Raw genomic sequence first — 18,776 nt, 5'->3', positions numbered from 1 at the left:
GCAGCATCAAAAGTGGATTTCGTGATTTTTGCGTAATCAAGTAGGGTGGAACCGCGGGAGAACATATTTGAGCTCTCGTCCCTATGTCTGTTCATCAGGCATGGGGGCGGGAGCTTTTTGGCTTGTGGCTGTGTTGGAGACCCTTTTTCCATCACACACCGCAGGTACATAGAAGCTGGTGCCGCCTCCATCGCGCAGCAGCAAGAGCCAGTCATAAGCAAGAGGCAGTACCACACTTGACAAGCGAAGGAGCCGGTAGTTATGAACTTTCAACAGATGATTCTGACCCTGCAGCAATTCTGGGCCGCCCAGAACTGTATTCTCGTCCAGCCGTATGATACGGAAAAAGGGGCGGGTACGATGAACCCTATGACTTTTTTGCGTTCCCTAGGTCCTGAGCCGTGGAAGGTTGCTTATGTAGAGCCTTCACGCCGTCCGTCCGACGGCCGTTACGGGGAGAACCCGAACCGCCTGTATCAGCATCACCAGTTCCAGGTTATCATTAAGCCGTCCCCGGACAATATTCAGGAGCTGTACCTGGACAGCCTGAAGGCACTTGGCGTAGATCCCTTGCTGCATGATGTGCGGTTTGTCGAAGACAACTGGGAGAATCCGTCCCTGGGCTGTGCGGGTCTCGGCTGGGAAGTCTGGCTGGACGGTATGGAAATCACGCAATTTACCTATTTCCAGCAGGTTGGCGGAATTGAAGCAAGTCCGGTAGCGGTGGAGATTACTTACGGGATGGAGCGTTTGGCCTCCTATATTCAGGATAAGGAAAATGTCTTTGACCTGGAATGGGTAGAAGGTATGACGTACGGAGATGTGTTCCATCAGCCGGAGGTTGAGCATTCCACCTACACCTTTGAAGTCTCGGATGTCAAAATGCTGTTCACCCTGTTCAACACCTACGAAGAGGAAGCCCGCAGAGCGATGGAGAACCATTTGGTTTTCCCGGCGTATGATTACGTGCTGAAATGCTCGCATACCTTCAACCTGCTGGATGCGCGCGGCGCAATCAGCGTAACGGAACGCACAGGCTTCATTACGAGAGTACGCAATTTGGCCCGCACCGTAGCGGCGACATATCTGGAGGAACGCGAGAAGCTGGGCTTCCCGCTGTTGAAGAAAGAAGGTGCTGACCATGTCTAAGGATATTCTGTTCGAGATCGGTCTGGAGGAAATCCCTGCACGCTTTATCCGCGCGGCGATGGAGCAATTGAAGGACAGAACGGCGAAATGGCTGGAGGCCTCACGCATCAGTCATCAGGGCGTTAGTGCCTATGCAACACCGCGCCGCCTTGCTGTACTGGTGAAGGATGCTGCTGAACGGCAGGAGGATGTTAGCGAAGAGGTCAAAGGCCCGTCACGCAAAATCGCACTGGATGCCAGCGGCGAATGGAGCAAGGCTGCACTAGGGTTTGCCCGCAGTCAGGGCGCTTCACCGGAGCAGTTCACGTTCAAGGAACTCGCTGGCGTGGAATATATCTATGTGACCAAGAGTAGCACCGGTATCGAAACAGCTTCATTGCTCTCTGAAGGCCTGTCAGGCATTGTAAGTGCCATGACTTTCCCGAAAAATATGCGCTGGGGTGCTTATGATTTCAAATTTGTCCGTCCGATCCGCTGGATGGTGGCCCTCTTCGCCCAAGAGATCATTGACCTTACGATTACCGGAGTCAAGGCGGGCAATGTGAGCCGCGGCCACCGTTTCCTCGGTGAAGAAGCCGTAATAGAAGAGCCTGCTGCATACGTCGAAGCTATGCGCAGCCAGCATGTGCTGGTGGATGTGAAGGAGCGCGAAGAGCTGATTCTAAGCGGAATCCACAAGCTTGCGGAAGAGAAGGGCTGGAAGATTGCCATCAAAGAGGATCTGCTGGAAGAAGTCCTGTTCCTGGTAGAGACACCGACTGTGCTGTTTGGTACCTTTGATCCGGCCTTTCTGAATATTCCTCAAGAGGTGCTGATCACCTCTATGCGCGAGCATCAGCGTTACTTCCCGGTGTTTGGTGAAGACGGCAAGCTGTTGCCGTTCTTCGTAACGGTACGTAACGGGAATGCGGTATCGCTGGACGTCATCGCCAAGGGGAACGAGAAGGTGCTGCGCGCCCGCTTGTCGGATGCCAAATTCTTTTATGAAGAAGACCAGAAGCTGCAAATTAACGATGCTCTGGCCAAGCTGGAGAATATCGTCTACCATGAAGAGCTGGGCAGTGTAGGTGACAAAGTGCGCCGCATCCGTGCCATCGCTGACCGCTTGGCTGTGAAGCTTGAGCTGTCTTCAGAGGCTGCTGCGGAAGTCAGCCGTACGGCGGATATTTGCAAATTCGATCTGGTGACCCAGATGGTGGGTGAGTTCCCTGAGCTACAGGGCACGATGGGTGAGGATTATGCCCGCAAGGCCGGGGAAGCAGAGCAGGTGTCCAAAGCGGTCTTCGAGCACTATCAGCCGCGCTTCGCCGGAGATGCAGTTCCTTCTACACAGGCAGGTCTTGTAGTCAGCCTTGCTGATAAAATCGATACGATTATCGGCTGCTTCTCCATTGGGATCATTCCAACAGGCTCCCAGGACCCGTATGCCCTGCGCCGTCAGGCGGCAGGTATTGTCCAGATCGTGCTGGAGCATCAGCTGAGCCTCAGTCTGGAGGAGATTTTTGCAGCGGCACTGGAAGTCCATGAAAGTTCCCGTACAGAGAAACATTTCACCCCTGAACTGCGTATAACCCTGTATGAGTTCTTCGGTCTGCGTGTCAAACGCCTGTTAGCCGACAACAATGTCCGCTATGATGTTGTGGATGCAGCGCTTGCGGCAGGATTCGATGATATCGTTGATGTAGTAAGCAGAAGTCTTGCCTTGATGAATGCTGTAACCGATGTGGCTGATTTCAAAATCACCATGGATTCGCTGACCCGTGTCAGCAATCTGGCCGCCAAAGCTCCGGAAGGAGCAGTCATCGACCCAGCCCTGCTTAAGGAAGAAGCGGAACAGAAGCTGTACGCGACTTGGCAGAATATTCATGAGCCTTACCGCACAGCCCTTGCTTCCAGACATGCCGCTGAAGCCCTGCAGATTCTGTCGGGACTTGAAGCAGCCGTTACCGGATTCTTCGATTCGGTTATGGTTATGGCCGAAGATGAAGCCGTCCGCTCGAACCGTCTGGCGCTGCTGGCCGGCATTCATACAGACTCCAGGCTGTTTGCTGATTTTGGCAAGCTGGTGTGGTAATTTAGGCAGCTTTTTAAGTAATGTTTGCGGTTTTATGGTATAGATCGAGGGTTTAGGGTATAAATATACGGAACGGTGCCAATGCGTAGTTGACATTCGTTCCGTATTTATGCTTTACGAAAGAAGGATTTTTGACGGTATGGAGCGTAATATATATTACACAGGAATTTGGTGAGGCTAAGCTTGGGAACTTCCCCGCTAAGGAAGATTGTTGTGGACGGGGATGCCTGTCCGGTTAAGCAGGAGATTATTACCGTGGCACGCAGCTTCGGGCTTCCGGTGCTGATGGTCTCTTCCTATGATCATGTGCTGCGGGCGGAAGAAGGCGTTACGGTGGTTCAGGTGGACCGCGGGGCAGACAGTGCCGACCTCTATATCGCCAATCATATTTCTGCGGGAGATGTCGTAATTACGCAGGATTATGGACTGGCGGCGCTGGCGCTGGGCAAACGCTGCAGGGCACTTTCGAACCGGGGCCAGGAATATGAGAATTCTACCATGGATTTTATGCTGGAGAGCAGGCATGCCAAGGCGGTAGAACGCAGACGGGGCCACTATTCCAAGGGTCCCAAAGCGATTACTGCAGAGGAAAAAAATCTTTTTCAACATAAACTGACAAAACTTTTAACAATTTTGCAGGAGAATGTCCAGCTATAGCGAATTATATTTAACTGTTAAGAGATGAAGGTGGTTGAAGTGGCTAGCGGACATGGTCCTATTCCCGAAGAGGTTATCGAGAACGTGCTGGCTCGGCATGATATTGTCGATACAGTCAGTAAGGTTGTCCATCTGTCCAAGCAGGGTAAATATTTATGGGGCCTCTGCCCGTTCCATTCGGAGAAGTCACCTTCCTTCACTGTCACCCCTGACCGGGGAGTCTTTCATTGCTTTGGCTGCGGTATGGGCGGAAATGCCATCAAATTCAGGATGGAAATCGAAGGATTATCCTTCCCCGAAGCAGTCAGAATCATGGCGGAAGAGAGTGATATCCCTGTTCCTGAGGGAAGAGGCGGGGCGCTGGCTGCCCCCGATCCAGAGCGGGACCGGCTGATTCAGGCGTATGATTTATCCGCGAAGTATTATCATTATCTGCTGAAGAACACGGAATACGGCACTGCCGCTATGGAGTATTTAAGAAACCGTGGTTTCAGCGATAAAATGATTGACCAGTTCCAGATTGGCTATGCGCCGGACCGCTGGGATACACTGCTGCAGTTTCTCGAAAAACGGGGCTTTGATCTCGCCGAGATGGAGAAGGGCGGACTCCTGTCTGCCCGGGGGGAAGGCAAAGGATATCTGGACCGCTTCCGCGGCCGGGTCATTTTTCCGATTGCTAACCGCATGGGCAAGACCATTGCTTTTGCCGGGAGAATATTTGGTGAAGGGCAGCCGAAATATCTGAATTCCCCGGAGAGCCGGTTATTCAACAAGAGCCGGATTCTGTACAATCTGCACCAGTCCAAAGCATCCATCCGCAAAACGCGGCAAATCGTCCTGTTCGAGGGATACGGTGATGTCATTTCGGCTTGGGATGCAGGTGTGCATAACGGGGTAGCGACCATGGGCACATCGCTCACGGAGGGCCATGTGGCGCTGATGAAAAGCCTGGGAGATGAGATTGTTCTCTCCTATGATGGAGATAAGGCGGGACAAGCTGCGGCCCTTAAGGCCATTCCTATCCTGGAAGCCAGCGGTCTGCGGGTCAAGGTAGCCCTGCTTCCCAGCGGCCTGGACCCGGATGAATTCATCACCCGGCATGGCGGGGACAGATTCAGGGAACAAGTGATTGACTCTGCTGTGTCATCCATCAAATTTAAGCTTATATATCTGAAAAAAAACCATATACTCCTAGAGGAAGACGGCAAAATTGCCTATGTCAAGGAGGCTCTGGAGATTATCGCAGGGCTCCCTTCTTCAACGGAGCGGGAGGTGTACCTGCGGGAAATCGCCTCCGAGCTTGAGCTGTCTTACGACAGTCTGAAGCAGGATTGCAATTTACTTCGGGCCTCGATGCAAAAAAACAACCCCGAAGGGGATAATAACGATAACAGGTGGAATAATGGTAGGCATAAAAAAGGGCAAGTGCAGACACCTACATTGCTGCCTGCTTACCATGTTGCGGAACGGCGTCTGTTATCATTAATGATTCAAGACCCGGAAGCGGCGACCTATGTGGGTGAACGGCTCGGGGAAGAGTTCAATATTGATGATCATGCGGCAATAGCCGCTTATCTATATGCTTACTATGCGCAAGGCAAACCACCCGGCATCAGCCGGTTTCTATCATCGCTTCAGGATGACCGTCTGGAGAAGACCGCAACGGCGATCTCCATGATGGACACCCCTCCGGACTGGAGTACGCAGGTTCTGGACGATTGTATTCGTGAAGTGCGGAAGTATCCTCTGCAGCGCAAAATTGAACCCAAGCGTGAAGAGATGATTCAGGCGGAGAAATCCGGTGACTTTTTGCGTGCAGCACAAATAGCAAGTGAAATTTTAGCCCTAGAGAGACAATGAAATGTTGACAGGATGTACCTAGGGAGGAGGGAGTCGAATTATGGCGAACGATCAGCACACTGAACTGGAAGCGGAATTTACTCTGGATCAGGTTAAGGACCAGCTTATTGATCACGGGAAGAAAAGATCATCACTTAATTACAAAGATATCATGGAGAAATTGTCGCCATTCGATCAAGATCCCGAGCAGATGGAGGAATTCTACGAACAGCTGAGCGATCTGGGGATCGAGGTTGTCAATGAGAACGATGAAGAGGTGAACAGCCTCCGTCCAAGCGAGGATAATGAGGACAAAGAGGGAGACGACTTCAGCTTCGATGATGATCTGTCACTGCCTCCGGGTATCAAGATCAACGACCCTGTCCGGATGTATCTGAAGGAAATCGGCCGTGTGCCGCTGTTATCGGCTGACGATGAAGTCGAACTGGCGATGCGGATCAAGAATGGTGATGAGGAAGCGAAGCGGAGACTGGCGGAAGCGAACCTGCGGCTCGTGGTCAGTATCGCCAAGCGTTATGTCGGACGCGGCATGCTGTTCCTGGATCTGATTCAGGAAGGCAACATGGGTCTGATCAAGGCAGTTGAGAAGTTTGACCATAACAAAGGCTTCAAATTCAGTACCTATGCGACCTGGTGGATTCGTCAGGCGATCACGCGTGCGATTGCCGATCAGGCGCGGACGATCCGTATTCCGGTGCATATGGTCGAAACCATCAACAAGCTAATCCGGGTCTCCCGTCAATTGCTGCAGGAGCTGGGACGCGAGCCGTCGCCGGAAGAGATTGCAGCCGAGATGGAGCTTACAGTTGAGAAGGTTAGAGAGATCATGAAGATTGCCCAGGAGCCGGTATCGCTGGAGACACCGATCGGTGAGGAAGATGATTCGCATCTGGGAGATTTCATTGAGGATCAGGAGGCGCTGGCGCCTGCGGATGCAGCAGCGTATGAGCTGCTGAAGGAACAGCTGGAGGATGTGCTGGACACGCTGACTGAGCGTGAAGAGAATGTGCTTCGCCTGCGTTTCGGACTGGATGACGGACGGACGAGAACCCTTGAGGAAGTGGGCAAGGTGTTCGGCGTAACCCGCGAGCGGATTCGCCAGATCGAAGCCAAAGCGCTTCGCAAGCTGCGTCACCCTAGCCGGAGCAAGCGGCTGAAGGATTTCCTCGAATAGACCTTACAACCGGACCTTCTGCTGCACGGTGGCAGGAGGTCCTCTTCTGTTGTTAAGGGAGCATCAATGCTGAAGCCCCGCTGTGTGCGGGCGCTTGAAATAGAGTGAAGGCAAGTTCTGGAAAGAGGGATGCCGGTTGAACCTGGAGAAACGTGATACTATATTAAGAGAAATTCAATATTGGAGAAGAAGCAAGCTTCTGCCTGAGCAATACTGTGACTTTCTGACCAACCTGTATGATGATCAGGCAGAAGTGGAAGACAGCAACCCGGTATCCTTACGGAATCTCCAGCAGGGAAGCATCAAAATTTGGCTGTTTGGTTTTGGAATTATTTCCTTGATTTTCTTGATTAGTCTTTATTTTAGCGTTTTTCCCTGGCCTTTGCAACTTGCTACAGCGCTCAGTGTCCTAATTATTTGTTATGGGTATTCGGCGATTTACCTGAACCGCAACAAGATGATCAGCCTGATGCTGGCGGGAGTTGGCAGCATTTTAACGCTGGGATTCGGACTGTGGCTGATTGAGCTGCATAAGCTGGATGCCGATTTTTGGATACCGCTGCTGATTGCGGCCTGCGGGCTGCTGTGGTGTGTGCTTGGTTTTTTTCTGCGCATCGGACTGCTTCATTTCTGCGGATATGCCTTCTGGGCTCTGCTCTATGCGGGATTCTTCGGGCATGTCCGGCCGGACGCCTCTCTGCTGGAGCTGGAGCTGCTCTGGCTTCCGCTGTGTGTGCTTATGATCTGGATGAGCTGGTTGATGTATCACAAGGTTAGCGGGGTCTCAGGGGTGTACCTGGGGGCGGGCGTTGCCCTCTGGCTGATGCCGGAGGTGGATGCGCTATGGCTCAGAGCGGGATTCCCGGAATGGACCTCGCTTGTATTAATACTGAAGATTGCAGTGGGCCTTGCGCTGCTGTTCCTCTTCAGAAAAAAATGGATAACGTGGGTGGCCTCATGAACAACATAAAATTATCAGACCGGCTTCAGCTGCTGCTGGAGCAGGTACCCTCAGGCAGCAGACTTGCCGATATCGGCTCAGATCATGCCCTGCTGCCTGTTGCCGCTGTGAAGAGCGGCCGTGTGCCTTCGGCTATTGCCGGAGAAGTAAATCCGGGACCCTATGACGCGGCGCTTCGTGGTGTTGCGGAAGCAGGACTTGGTGCAAAGATCGCTGTACGGCGCGGAGACGGGCTGGAGGTGCTGGAGCCGGGGGAAGCGGACTGCATTACCATTGCTGGCATGGGCGGCTCGCTGATCGCGGCCATTCTGGAACGCGGGCAGAAGCTCGGCAAGCTGGCCGGAGTGAAGACGCTCGCGCTACAGCCCAATGTAGGCGAGGATAATCTGCGCCGCTGGCTGCTGCGGAGCGGCTGGGTGCTGGTCTCGGAGCATATTTTGGAGGAAGACGGCAAAATCTATGAGATCCTGACCGCTGTCCCTGAGGGCGCTGAAGCGGCGGGGACGAATGAAGAGCTGTACAGCGAGCGCCTACTTGCCGGAGGCAATGTTGCCCTTGATCAGGCGCTGCTGCTGGAGATGGGCCCGCTGCTCCTGCAAGCGCCGAATGAAGTGTTCGCCGCCAAATGGCAGGGTGAAATCTCCAAGCTGGAGAGCATTCTGGCCTCGCTAGCACGTTCGGAGCTGGAGGCGGCTGAGGAGAAGCGCAGCAGAATCAAGCTTCAGATTAAACGGATTGCGGAGGTGCTGGAATGTTTGCCAAAGGACAGACCGTAATTGGATATATGGAGCAGCTTGCCCCAAAGCATCTGGCTGAGGAATGGGATAATGTCGGGCTTCAGGTCGGCAGTCTCCAGAAGGAGATCACCGGGGTGCTGGTGGCGCTGGATGTCAATGAGAGCATTGTGGACGAAGCGATTGCCAAGGGCTGTAATCTGATTATTGCCCACCATGCGGTGATTTTCCGGCCGATCAAAGGGATTCTGACGGATACCCCGGCGGGACGCTTATATGAGAAGCTGATCAAAAACGATATTGCCGTGTACATCAGCCATACGAATCTGGATGTGGCCGAAGGCGGAATGAACGACTGGATGGCCGATGCATTGGGCATTGAGAACGGTGCACCGATCAAGGATATTCATACCGAGCAGCTGTCCAAGCTGGTTGTATTCGTGCCGAAGGATCATCACCAGAAGGTGCTGGATGCCATCCTGAACGCCGGGGCAGGCTGGATCGGCAATTACAGCCATTGCAGCTTCAATATCGAAGGCTATGGCACCTTCATTCCCCAGGAGGGCACGGACCCGTATCTCGGCACGCCTGGCAAGCTGGAGCGGGCTGAAGAGGTCCGTATCGAGACGATTGTGCCGCATACGATCCGTAACAAGGTGGTACAGGCCATGCTGAAGGCTCATCCGTATGAAGAGGTGGCTTATGATCTGTATTCCATGGACCTCAAAGGCCGCAGCCTTGGACTTGGAAGAGTGGGGAAGCTGAAGGAGCAGGCGACGCTTGGTGAGTTCATCGATACGGTCAAACGCGGGCTGGATGTGGAGAGCGTGCGGGTAGTTGGAGATCTGGACCGTCCAATCCGCAAGGCAGCAGTCATGGGCGGGTCCGGTGCCAAGTACTACAGTAGCGCTATCTTCAAGGGAGCGGATGTGCTGGTGACCGGAGATATCGATTACCATACCGCACAGGATGCGCACCTCGCGGGAATCGCCCTGATCGATCCGGGCCATAATGCGGAGAAGATCATGAAGGTGAAGGTAGCGGAGTTTCTGGCCGGCAAGCTGACGGAGCATAAGTATGGCACAGGGGTACATGCTTCTGCGCTGAATACCGAGCCTTTTCATTTCATGTAACTGTATTTCATGGAGGCTGTAATTATTTACACTTGTGCGGGCTTATGCATATCTGTATAATATACAATGTTGTTTCGGAAAGTTTGACAGACAATCGCCGGTATGCGTGAGAGCGCATGCGGGAGGAAAGTCCGGGCTCCACAAGGCAGGGTGCTGGATAACGTCCAGTCGGCGCGAGCTGAAGGATAGTGCCACAGAAATGGACCGCCGATGGCTGCTTTCGGGCGGCACAGGCAAGGATGGAACCGAGGTGTAAGAGACCCCGAGGAACGCTGGTGACTTCGTTCCTGGTAAACCCCATCTGGAGCAAGACCTAATGAGACGCAGCAGCTTCCCTAACCGGAAGCCGCAGCCTTCGCCTGAGGCGTGTCTAGGTTGGTCGCTGGAGCTGTGCAGTAATGTATGGCCTAGATAGATGATTGTCGCTTATGGTGGGAGGGTAGTTCCCGTCTGAACCACAACGAGCACAGAACCCGGCTTACGGCAAACTTTCCTAACTGACAACTTTAATAAGACATTACAGTAATCACAATTTCTGAATAATAAGACGGCGGCCTCCTGATGGGGGCCGCCTTTTTGTGTGCGAGAACTTGGATGCGCAAATGGTTAAGAGCAAACTGAATTATAGCGGCAGCAAACGCTCCTCATACCGGGACAGTGCGGTGGTCAAGCGCTGCACTGCAAGCGGCAGCAGCTCCGGCCGGGTATGAGTGAAATTCAGGCGCATCGTGTTCTTCATGGGCTGCTCCGAATAGAAGACTTCGCCCGGAACGAAGGCAACCCCTTGCTCCACAGCCAGCGGCAGCAGCTCTGCGGTATGAATCCGGGCAGGCAGGCTCAGCCACAGGAACATGCCGCCGCGCGGCTCCAGGAAGGATGTATCCTGCCAGCTCTGCGAAGCCAGCTCTGCCGAGAGCAGCTTCATCCGTGACTTGTATTCCCGGGAGACCAGCCGGATATGGGCTTCGAGGTCGAAGGTGAGCAGCAGCTCATGCAGGGCGCGCTGATCGATGGTGCTGGAGTGCAAATCGGCGGCTTGCTTGGCTCTGGCGATCATTTTGACCAGCCCGGCGGGGCCAATGATCCAGCCTGTCCGCAGTCCCGGAGCTACGATCTTGGAGAAAGTACCTGTATAGACCACGCAGGTATCCCCGCCCAGATTCCTGTCGATGGCTGCGAGGGTAGGCGGATACGCTTCCGGGGATTCATCGAATCTAATCTCTCCGTAAGGATTATCCTCCAGCATCAGCACACCGTATTTCCGGCATAGCTCCACCACTTGTTCACGGCGTACTTTGCTCCAGGTTGCGCCAGAAGGGTTATTGAAAGTGGGCACGGCATAGAGGAGCTTAGGGCGGTGTACGCGAAGCTGCTCTTCGAGATGCTCCGGCAGCAGCCCTTCTTCATCGCTCTTTACAACCTGGATGTCTGCACGGTAAGAACCCAGTACCTGCAAGGCGGCCAGATAGGTCGGTGCCTCCACAAGTACGGTGTCACCCGGATCAAGCAGAATTCTACAGAGCAGATCTATGGCCTGCTGGGAGCCGGTAGTGAGGATCATTTCCTCGGAGGAGACAGGGATGCCCTGTTGCCCCAGTCTGGCGGCAATCTGTTCACGCAGCGGAAGATAGCCTTCTGTCAGTCCGTATTGCAGCGCAGAAGGATCTCCAGTCAGTACGCGGCTGTAGGCCTCCCGGATCGCCTCTGCCGGAAACAGCTCTTCTGCAGGCAGTCCTCCGGCAAGCGAAATGATGTCCTTGCCCTGTGTGATCTTAAGGATATCGCGGACTGCGGAGGACCCCAGATGGTTCGTCATGTCCGCATAGTTGATCTTCATATTCATGCTCCCTGCTATTCTGAATTTTGTAGTATCATAACGGTATAGCGGTATAACAGTAAAGCGGTAAATATAACAGTTGGGAGGAGGCGGGCCATGCATATTGATTTACTCCGCAGCGGCGACAAATCGCTGCCCCGGCAGATCAGTGAGACGATCGCGCAGCGGATCACCTCGGGGCTGCTCCAGCCGGGCACGCGGCTGCCGTCCGTTAGAGGTCTGTCTTCCTCCTTGAAGGTAAGCCAGGTGACGGTAAGCAAGGCTTATGCCGACCTGGAGACACGCGGGCATATTCTGTGCAGCCAGGGTAAGGGCTGCTATGTGGCAGAACGGGACCGGAGCAGACAAGGCGCAGAGGCAGGGTGGCAGGACGGTTATGATGATTATCTGCCGCGGGCCCAGCTATGGCGTAACTTCGATTATTCAGAGGTGGACTATCCCTTTCATCTGGCCTCCATTCACAGTAGTCTGCTCCCGCTGGGACCGATTGGCACGACCATGGCTGTACTTGTGAATGAGCAGCCTGAGCTGATGGCTACCTATGGTAATTTTCAGGGGGACCCGGAGCTGCGTGAGGTGATGCGCAGGCACCTGCAGAGCCGGGGAATCACACTGGGCGCCGGTGATTTGATGATCACGAGCGGCGCCCAGCAGGGGATCGATCTGGTCGCCCGGACCTTTGTCGGTCCGGGGGATACGGTGTATCTGGAGGCGCCCAGCTATACGGGGGCGATTGATGTTTTTGCCGGGCGTGGGGCTGAGATGATCTTCGTGCCGATGGACGGGGACGGTATGCGGGTGGACCTGCTTACAGCGATGTGTGACCGGAGGCCGCCCAAGCTCATCTATACCAATCCGACCTTCCAGAATCCGAGCGGGGTCACAATGAGCATGCCAAGAAGACAGCGTCTGCTGGAGCTTGCCCGCAGCTACCGCTGTCTCATTGTGGAGGATGATCCGTTCAGTGACCTGTACTTCCATCAGCCGCCCCCGGCATCCATTAAATCGCTGGATACCGCCGGGCATGTAGTCTACATGAAGAGCTTCAGCAAAGTCCTTGCACCTGGCTGCCGGATCGCCTGTGTCGCCGCTGAGGGCAATATCCTCTCCCGGCTGATCGCCGCCAAGTCGGCCAGTGATCTGGGCAGTCCGCTGCTGACCCAGCGGGCTGTGCTGCCCTTTATTGAGCGACAGTATGACGAGTATGCAGCGAAGCTGCGGTGGGCGCTGCGTGTCCGCCAGGAGGCGGCAGCGAGACTGCTGAAGCAGTATGCTCCAGCCGGGGTAACCTGGCAGTTGCCGGAGGGCGGGCTGAATCTGTGGCTGCAGCTGCCGGAATCCCCCGGAATTGAGGAGCTGCACGCTCTGGCCGAGCGGGAAGGGATCTCCTTCCTGCCGGGCGATGTCTGCTATGCCGGAGATATGCCTTCCAGGCATATCCGCATATGCTATTCACAGCTGACGCAGGAGGGGATGGAGCGCGGACTCCGCCAGTTCCTGCTGCTGCTGGGACGGCATTTGTGCTCCTAGCAGCTAACGTGCGCAGCTTATTGTATAGAATCGAGCTGTTTGCCGACCTGCTGCGGGAACAGCTGGAGCGGAACCTGGCCTCCTCCTGCCGCCTGCAGGGTACGGTAGATATCCACCTGGCCCCAGCCGTAATACTTATCATGGCCGGTGGTGCCCAGATCGATGGCACTAGAGGTCAAGAGCGCGGTGACTTCCTTGTTCGTCAGCGCAGGGTTCAGGGAGCGTACCAGTCCGGCCAGTGCTGCCACATGGGGGCTGGCCATTGAGGTGCCGGATAACGCAGCATACTGATTATCGGGATAGGTGCTGGCAATGCTCTCCCCGGGTGCAGCCACATCGATGTAGTCCCCGTAATTGGAGAAGGAAGCACGCTCTCCCGCCGCATTCGTTGCGGCGACTGCAATCACTTCTTCATAGGCTGCCGGATATCCCGGCCGCTCCGTATTGTCATTGCCGGAGGCGGAGACAATCACCACATCCCGGTCATAGGCATATTTAATCGCATCATGCAGGAACTGCGAGTCGGCGTAATTGCCCAGGCTGAGATTAATCACCTTGGCCCCCTGATCTGCCGCCCAGATAATGCCTTCGGCTACCGAATAGGTGGTACCCGCCCCGGAATTATCCAGTGCTTTTACCGGAAGGATCTTGTTGTACCAGCTGATACCGGCTACCCCTTCCTCATTATTGGTTAACGCTCCGATGATGCCGGCCACATGAGTGCCATGTCCGACATCGTCATCCGGCGTGCTTCCGCTGGTAATCGCATTGTAGCCCTTGAGCAGCTGGCCCTTCAGATCCGGGTGATTCGCTTGAACACCGGTATCTACAACGGCGATTATGACCTCCTTGCTGCCCCTGGACAGATTCCAGCCCTGCGGGGTTTCAATCGCCGGCAGATTCCACTGATAAGTCGAGAAGAGCAGGTCGTTGGGGGTAATGACATTCGCTCCTGTATTTTCGCTGACCGCATCATTGGTTAAATACATATAGTGAGGCTCTGCGTACAGCGGGTGCCACTTTTTGGCGAAGTAAGTCTTGAGCTGGGAGTAACTCATCTTGTCTGACCGGAAAATATAAGCATACCCCAGCTTGCGCGGCTCCTTGCAACGGATATCGGCGGCGATGGTCTGAAGCTGTGCCGCCGTGGGATGCCCATTCGGGAAGCGGACGACAATCTCATTCTCGTAGTAATGGCTGGCGTTCTCATTGTCATGTCCGGTCTTGACCGTAATGTCCTTCAAGGTATCGGCGTGGATGGATTCTATCCGGTACTTGCCTTCCTTCGGGTACGGAATAAGCCGCAGATTCTTGAGCTGATGCAGCGCAACGCGGTCCAGAATCTTCTGGTTAATCAGAGCGATGACAGCGATTTGGCCCTCCCGGTTACGCTGGGCTACGAAATAATACTTTTTGCCGCCGATGATGAACGAAGGGGATTCATAGGATTGGTGGCCTTTGATCGCTGATTTGGCTGTATTCAAATAGTGAAGCAGCTGCTTGTTCTCCTGATCGGTTCCTTCGGGCAGGGAAGATTTATAGGTGGTCGTCTTGCGGGTGCGGAAATCAACCAGCATCAGCAGGGTAATATGCCCGTGTCCTTGCTGAAGGCTATTGGCATATGCTGAGATATCTTCAGGCGAAGCGTGATGCATATCGGCCAGCAGGGTGCTCAGATGTCTGTTTACATCGATGCGGTTCAGCTTGTCCGTGGCCGTTACATCCTGCACAAGGGTGGTTTTCTTGATCGCTTTTTCCTGAGAGGGATCAGGCACAGATGCTTGTCTGAGGGTACCGCCTGCTTCCGGCCGCAGGGCGAAGGTAAGCAGCAGCACGGTCAGCGCAGCAGTGAATATACCGGCGACGGTTAAATTTTTACGGGACATGATTTCCGCTCCTTCTTGGTTTCGTATACCGGTTAGGGTTAGAAGGGGGAGCCGGATTTATGCATGGCAGAAAAGGATACCGCCGTCCTTGGTTTTATGTTAATATCAGAAAGTAAGCGCCTTCGGGGCTTGTACCGTTCTTTACAGCAGCAGGATTCTTCTCCGGGATCAGTACGGTGGAGGCTTAGGAGATTTTGTGATACTATCAAGAGAGAAGTACAACCAACTGCAATGTCCAAGTGTCATTAACAACTACTAATGCAAGGAACAATAAGGGGGAGCAACCGCCATGTCAGCAGCCAATGTGCAGAAATTGTGTGAGTCGACGAGAGAGAAGCTTAAATCCGTTATCGAAAAAATGGAACTGTTCCTGAATGAGCATGCACTGCCGCAGCTTGTTACCGAAGAGGATGAAGAAACACTGCATTTCTATCGGGGGTTCTTGTCTGATCTCCGCCATCTGCTGGTGTTCTCGGAAATGTCTAATGAGAAGCTTGGGCTTGCACTGCGCCGCGCTACCTTCGATGAACCTTTCGCGCAAAAAGCGCTATATAATGTATATCATCTCGGAGTCAATAACTTCTTCTATCCCAAGAATGAGAGTTATTCGGAGGATGGACGTTACGCCTATACCGGGCAGGATGCGATCCGTTTCCGTAAGAAGCCTGTCCGTCCGGCACGCGACATCATTATGGAGATCACCAAGGTCTTTGAGGAACTGCGTGATGATCTGACTTATTATGAGAATGATTATTTGACGGAGAAGCGGATGCAGAATCAGGTGTAATCCAATATCCGGTCTATAATCTTATTTCTGCAAAAGACTGTCCCGACTGCCGATATGGCTGCTTGGGGCGGTCTTTTTGTTATTTTCAGGTGAGCGGCTCTGAGCCGCATAGCCGATTTCACAGCGGGCATAATACATGGCGAGGTGATCATTATGACAACCGCCAAACCGCTTGTGAAATGCAGTGTGAGCAACTGTCATTTTTGGGGAGAACAGAACCTGTGCCGTGCCGAGGAAATTGTCATTGAGATCGATCAGCATGCAGGCAGCCGTTACATGGAGGAATACGCAGAAGAGCTAACGGCCAATAATCATCATGACCATGCCGGAACCTCATCTGCAACCTGTTGTCTGACGTTCAAGCCGAACGCCTGAGAAGGAGGCCCTTATGGATAATTCGAAAGATGAACCCAAAGTGGACCGTTCCGCCCGCAGAAAGGTTATTTTGCGCCCGCGCAGCAGAGTCGATTATCCCCGCCGGGACAGAAGCCACAATGAGGAGTATGCGGCTGAGCTCAGTCCGCTCCCATCGATGCTCCAGAGTACTGTTGTGGGACGGAGTGACGAGGCTCAGCGGACAACGGGCGGCGTGAGCGAGGGAGAGGACCGGAGAGTCGGCTATATCGGCCTGGGCTTCGGTGTAGTTTCCCTATTCATCTGGTCCATTATATTGGGGCCGATTGCCGCTGTTTTGGGGTATTATGCGTATGTCAGAGGACAAAAATCAGCCGGGGCCTGGTCGATGGGGCTGGGGATCGTATCCACCTTAAGTTATTTTATCTTAATTCCATTTGCCCGTTAGAGCAGGCTGAACCCGCACATCGGATTTCAAAACAGGCTATCAGACCTAACTATGCAGGTCTGAAGTCTGTTTTTTCGCTTAGGCATATAGTATTTGCTGTGAATAAATAGTAAAGTTCAAATATAAGACTTAGCGTGAAAGAAGGAATGGAAGCATGTCAATCAATGCCGCTGCTCCAAGCGGTCAGTTGAAATGGGTAGACTTAAGAAGCTCAAGCCTGAAACGTGAGGTTGACAAAGCCACCCATGGAGTTACCGGTTCCTCGGCGGCAGCGTTCACTGCGATGCTTCAGCAGGCGGCCGGAACGTCTCAAGCCACTGACAGCAGCAATAAAAGCACATACGTTGCTCTTTCAGGTGCTTCTTCTATGGATAATCTGCTGTGGCAGCAGCTTGGGGAAGCAGCAGAGTCCAATCAAGACATTTCCGGGGAAATAACGCAGACGGTGCCGACGGATTATGAAGAGCTGATTCAGACCGCCAGCGCGAAATACGGCGTTCCGGTTGATCTGATCAAGGCGGTCATTGATACGGAATCCTCCTTCAATCCCAATGTTGTATCTTCTGCGGGCGCCAAGGGGCTGATGCAGTTAATGGACGGAACAGCGAACGGACTGGGTGTCTCCGACCCCTTCGACCCCGCTCAGAGCATTGACGGCGGCGTACGATACCTCTCGTACCAGCTTAAGCGGTATGACGGACAGGAGAAGATGGCGCTGGCTGCCTATAATGCCGGACCGGGCCGGGTGAATAAGCTTGGAGTCAGCAGCGATGCAGAGCTTATGGCGAACCTCTCCGAGCTTCCGAAGGAGACTCAGGCCTACATTGCCAAAATAGAACGCGCCCGCGCGCAATTCGCGGTATAATATAAAGGATCAAACGGAATTTGCACCCCGCCGCTTATGCGGGTGCAGGCCGTTTGATCCTTTTTGCACGATATAAGCAGGGATGAATTCTGATCAACAAAGGAGAACGCCGATATATGCTGTACTGGGATTATGCCGCTGCTGCCCCTCCTTATGAGGAGGTTGTGCAGACGCTGGAGCAGGTGATGAGGAAGCACTTCGCCAACCCCTCTTCCCTGCACCGGGCGGGAGAAGAGGCGGACAAGCTGATTAAGCGTGCGCGCGAGGTGTGCGCAGCGGCGCTTGATGTGTTGCCGCAGGAAATTATTTTTACCTCGGGAGCTACCGAGAGCAACAATCTGGCGGTCAAAGGAGCTGCACTGCAATATCAGAGCAGAGGACGGCATATTGTGACTACGGAGCTGGAGCATCCTTCCGTCTACGAGAGCTGTCTTCAGCTGCAGCAGTTGGGCTGGGAGGTAACCTTCGTAGCACCTGACCCGCAAGGAGTGATTGAACCCTCGCGGATTGCCGCTGCGGTCCGGCCGGATACGGTGCTGGTCAGTGTGATGCATGTGAATAATGAGATTGGCACGGTGCAGCCGCTGCGCGAAATCGGACATCTGGTCAAGGCGGCGAACCGCCGGACCCTGTTCCATGTAGATGGTGTGCAGGGCTACGGGAAGCTTGAGGCTCCACTGAAGGCTTGGCAGGCTGATCTGTACAGCCTGTCCGCGCATAAAATACGTGGTCCGCGCGGGACAGGGATTCTCTATGTTAGAGAAGGGGTTACGCTGTTTCCCTTGCTGACCGGTGGTTCCCAGGAACAGGGCAAGCGCGCCGGAACAGAGAATGTGCCGAATATTGTAGCTTCAGCCAAGGCTATGCGGATGAGCGGGGAACGGCGGGAGGAATTCACTGCCCGGATTCGTCCGCTGAAGGCCCAGCTGGAGGAATATATATCAGGAATTCCTGAGCTTGTACTGAATAGCAGAGAGGACGGGGCACCGCATATTGTCCACTTCTCTTACCCCGGCATGAAGGGGGAGGTTCTGGCCCGCAGGCTGGAGGAGCTAGGGATGGCGGTCGCCACACGTTCCGCCTGCTCCTCGCGTCTGGCCGAGCCGAGCCGGATTCTGCTGTCCATGGGCAGGGATACCGCTGCTGCGCTTGGCGGCATACGGATCAGCCTCGGCGATAACCACACTGAGCAGGATGTCAGCCAGCTGGAGCAGGCGCTGCTGGCAGCCGTTCAATCTTTGAAGATTGCAGAAGGAGGCATGAAGTAACCAATGACAACAACAGAGACAGGAACAGGTACCGGAGTACCGAATGCCGGATACGGAAG

At 54.1% G+C, this 18,776-nt stretch carries 16 protein-coding genes and 1 other RNA gene; 15 read left to right on the top strand and 2 right to left on the bottom strand.

Annotated elements, in window-relative coordinates; all coding sequences use genetic code 11:
- Window positions 1-261 precede the first annotated feature (261 nt).
- The 9 genes from glyQ to rnpB all read left to right on the top strand — a co-directional run bounded on the left by glyQ (window position 262) and on the right by rnpB (window position 10,238).
- On the top strand, window positions 262-1,149 hold the full coding sequence (glyQ, locus tag ACFSX3_RS20035; protein WP_209987879.1) for a glycine--tRNA ligase subunit alpha: 888 nt from the start codon (window positions 262-264) through the stop codon (window positions 1,147-1,149).
- Entirely contained in the window at window positions 1,142-3,223 is a 2,082-nt protein-coding gene (glyS, locus tag ACFSX3_RS20030) for a glycine--tRNA ligase subunit beta (RefSeq protein ID WP_209987882.1), read from the top strand. The genes glyQ and glyS overlap by 8 nt, the downstream gene beginning before the upstream one ends.
- A gap of 183 nt (window positions 3,224-3,406) precedes the next feature.
- Window positions 3,407-3,880, top strand: a complete 474-nt coding sequence (locus tag ACFSX3_RS20025; protein ID WP_339219585.1) for a YaiI/YqxD family protein — start codon at window positions 3,407-3,409, stop codon at window positions 3,878-3,880.
- Window positions 3,881-3,904: 24 nt separating this feature from the next.
- The gene (gene dnaG / locus ACFSX3_RS20020) at window positions 3,905-5,740 is read left to right on the top strand and encodes a DNA primase (RefSeq protein WP_379313187.1); all 1,836 of its coding nucleotides are present in this window, start codon (window positions 3,905-3,907) and stop codon (window positions 5,738-5,740) included.
- A 40-nt stretch (window positions 5,741-5,780) separates the two neighbouring features.
- Window positions 5,781-6,914, top strand: coding sequence for an RNA polymerase sigma factor RpoD (gene rpoD, locus ACFSX3_RS20015; protein WP_036690273.1), 1,134 nt, complete (start codon window positions 5,781-5,783; stop codon window positions 6,912-6,914).
- A gap of 136 nt (window positions 6,915-7,050) precedes the next feature.
- On the top strand, window positions 7,051-7,875 hold the full coding sequence (locus tag ACFSX3_RS20010; RefSeq protein ID WP_209987888.1) for a hypothetical protein: 825 nt from the start codon (window positions 7,051-7,053) through the stop codon (window positions 7,873-7,875).
- A gap of 5 nt (window positions 7,876-7,880) precedes the next feature.
- Window positions 7,881-8,651: a tRNA (adenine(22)-N(1))-methyltransferase gene (locus tag ACFSX3_RS20005; RefSeq protein ID WP_209988494.1), complete on the top strand. Its 771-nt coding sequence runs from the start codon at window positions 7,881-7,883 to the stop codon at window positions 8,649-8,651.
- Window positions 8,627-9,742: a Nif3-like dinuclear metal center hexameric protein gene (locus tag ACFSX3_RS20000; protein WP_209987891.1), complete on the top strand. Its 1,116-nt coding sequence runs from the start codon at window positions 8,627-8,629 to the stop codon at window positions 9,740-9,742. Before ACFSX3_RS20005 ends, ACFSX3_RS20000 begins: the two co-directional genes overlap by 25 nt.
- Before the next feature lie 78 nt (window positions 9,743-9,820).
- An RNA gene (gene rnpB / locus ACFSX3_RS19995) (RNase P RNA component class A) lies at window positions 9,821-10,238 on the top strand.
- 126 nt (window positions 10,239-10,364) lie between these two features.
- Here rnpB and ACFSX3_RS19990 read toward each other — a convergent pair.
- Entirely contained in the window at window positions 10,365-11,579 is a 1,215-nt protein-coding gene (locus ACFSX3_RS19990) for an aminotransferase-like domain-containing protein (protein ID WP_209987894.1), read from the bottom strand.
- 96 nt (window positions 11,580-11,675) lie between these two features.
- Here ACFSX3_RS19990 and pdxR point away from each other — a divergent pair, with 96 nt between their 5' ends.
- The gene (pdxR, locus tag ACFSX3_RS19985; RefSeq protein WP_209987895.1) at window positions 11,676-13,109 is read left to right on the top strand and encodes a MocR-like pyridoxine biosynthesis transcription factor PdxR; all 1,434 of its coding nucleotides are present in this window, start codon (window positions 11,676-11,678) and stop codon (window positions 13,107-13,109) included.
- Between the two features lie 17 nt (window positions 13,110-13,126).
- Here pdxR and ACFSX3_RS19980 read toward each other — a convergent pair whose 3' ends face one another.
- Complete coding sequence (locus ACFSX3_RS19980) at window positions 13,127-14,995, bottom strand: S8 family peptidase (RefSeq protein WP_209987898.1); 1,869 nt, start codon at window positions 14,993-14,995, stop codon at window positions 13,127-13,129.
- A gap of 289 nt (window positions 14,996-15,284) precedes the next feature.
- Here ACFSX3_RS19980 and ACFSX3_RS19975 point away from each other — a divergent pair, with 289 nt between their 5' ends.
- The 5 genes from ACFSX3_RS19975 (at window position 15,285) to ACFSX3_RS19955 (ending at window position 18,717) form a co-directional block, all read left to right on the top strand.
- Window positions 15,285-15,782, top strand: coding sequence for a YpuI family protein (locus ACFSX3_RS19975; RefSeq protein ID WP_209987901.1), 498 nt, complete (start codon window positions 15,285-15,287; stop codon window positions 15,780-15,782).
- 153 nt (window positions 15,783-15,935) lie between these two features.
- Window positions 15,936-16,157, top strand: coding sequence for a DUF1540 domain-containing protein (locus ACFSX3_RS19970; RefSeq protein ID WP_209987904.1), 222 nt, complete (start codon window positions 15,936-15,938; stop codon window positions 16,155-16,157).
- Window positions 16,158-16,170: 13 nt separating this feature from the next.
- Window positions 16,171-16,584 carry a hypothetical protein gene (locus ACFSX3_RS19965; protein WP_209987907.1) on the top strand — a complete coding sequence of 138 codons (414 nt, stop codon included), beginning with the start codon at window positions 16,171-16,173 and terminating at the stop codon, window positions 16,582-16,584.
- A gap of 154 nt (window positions 16,585-16,738) precedes the next feature.
- Window positions 16,739-17,449 (top strand): lytic transglycosylase domain-containing protein, encoded by a 711-nt coding sequence (locus ACFSX3_RS19960; RefSeq protein ID WP_209987910.1) that lies wholly within the window; start codon window positions 16,739-16,741, stop codon window positions 17,447-17,449.
- A 116-nt stretch (window positions 17,450-17,565) separates the two neighbouring features.
- Window positions 17,566-18,717 (top strand): cysteine desulfurase family protein, encoded by a 1,152-nt coding sequence (locus ACFSX3_RS19955; RefSeq protein WP_209987913.1) that lies wholly within the window; start codon window positions 17,566-17,568, stop codon window positions 18,715-18,717.
- Window positions 18,718-18,776 lie beyond the last annotated feature (59 nt).

The sequence above is a fragment of the Paenibacillus rhizoplanae genome (assembly GCF_042684125.1).
Taxonomy (GTDB): Bacteria; Bacillota; Bacilli; order Paenibacillales; family Paenibacillaceae; genus Paenibacillus_AQ; species Paenibacillus_AQ rhizoplanae.
The sequence above is the reverse complement of the archived record's forward strand: the minus strand, read 5'-3'. Positions and strand labels throughout refer to the sequence as shown.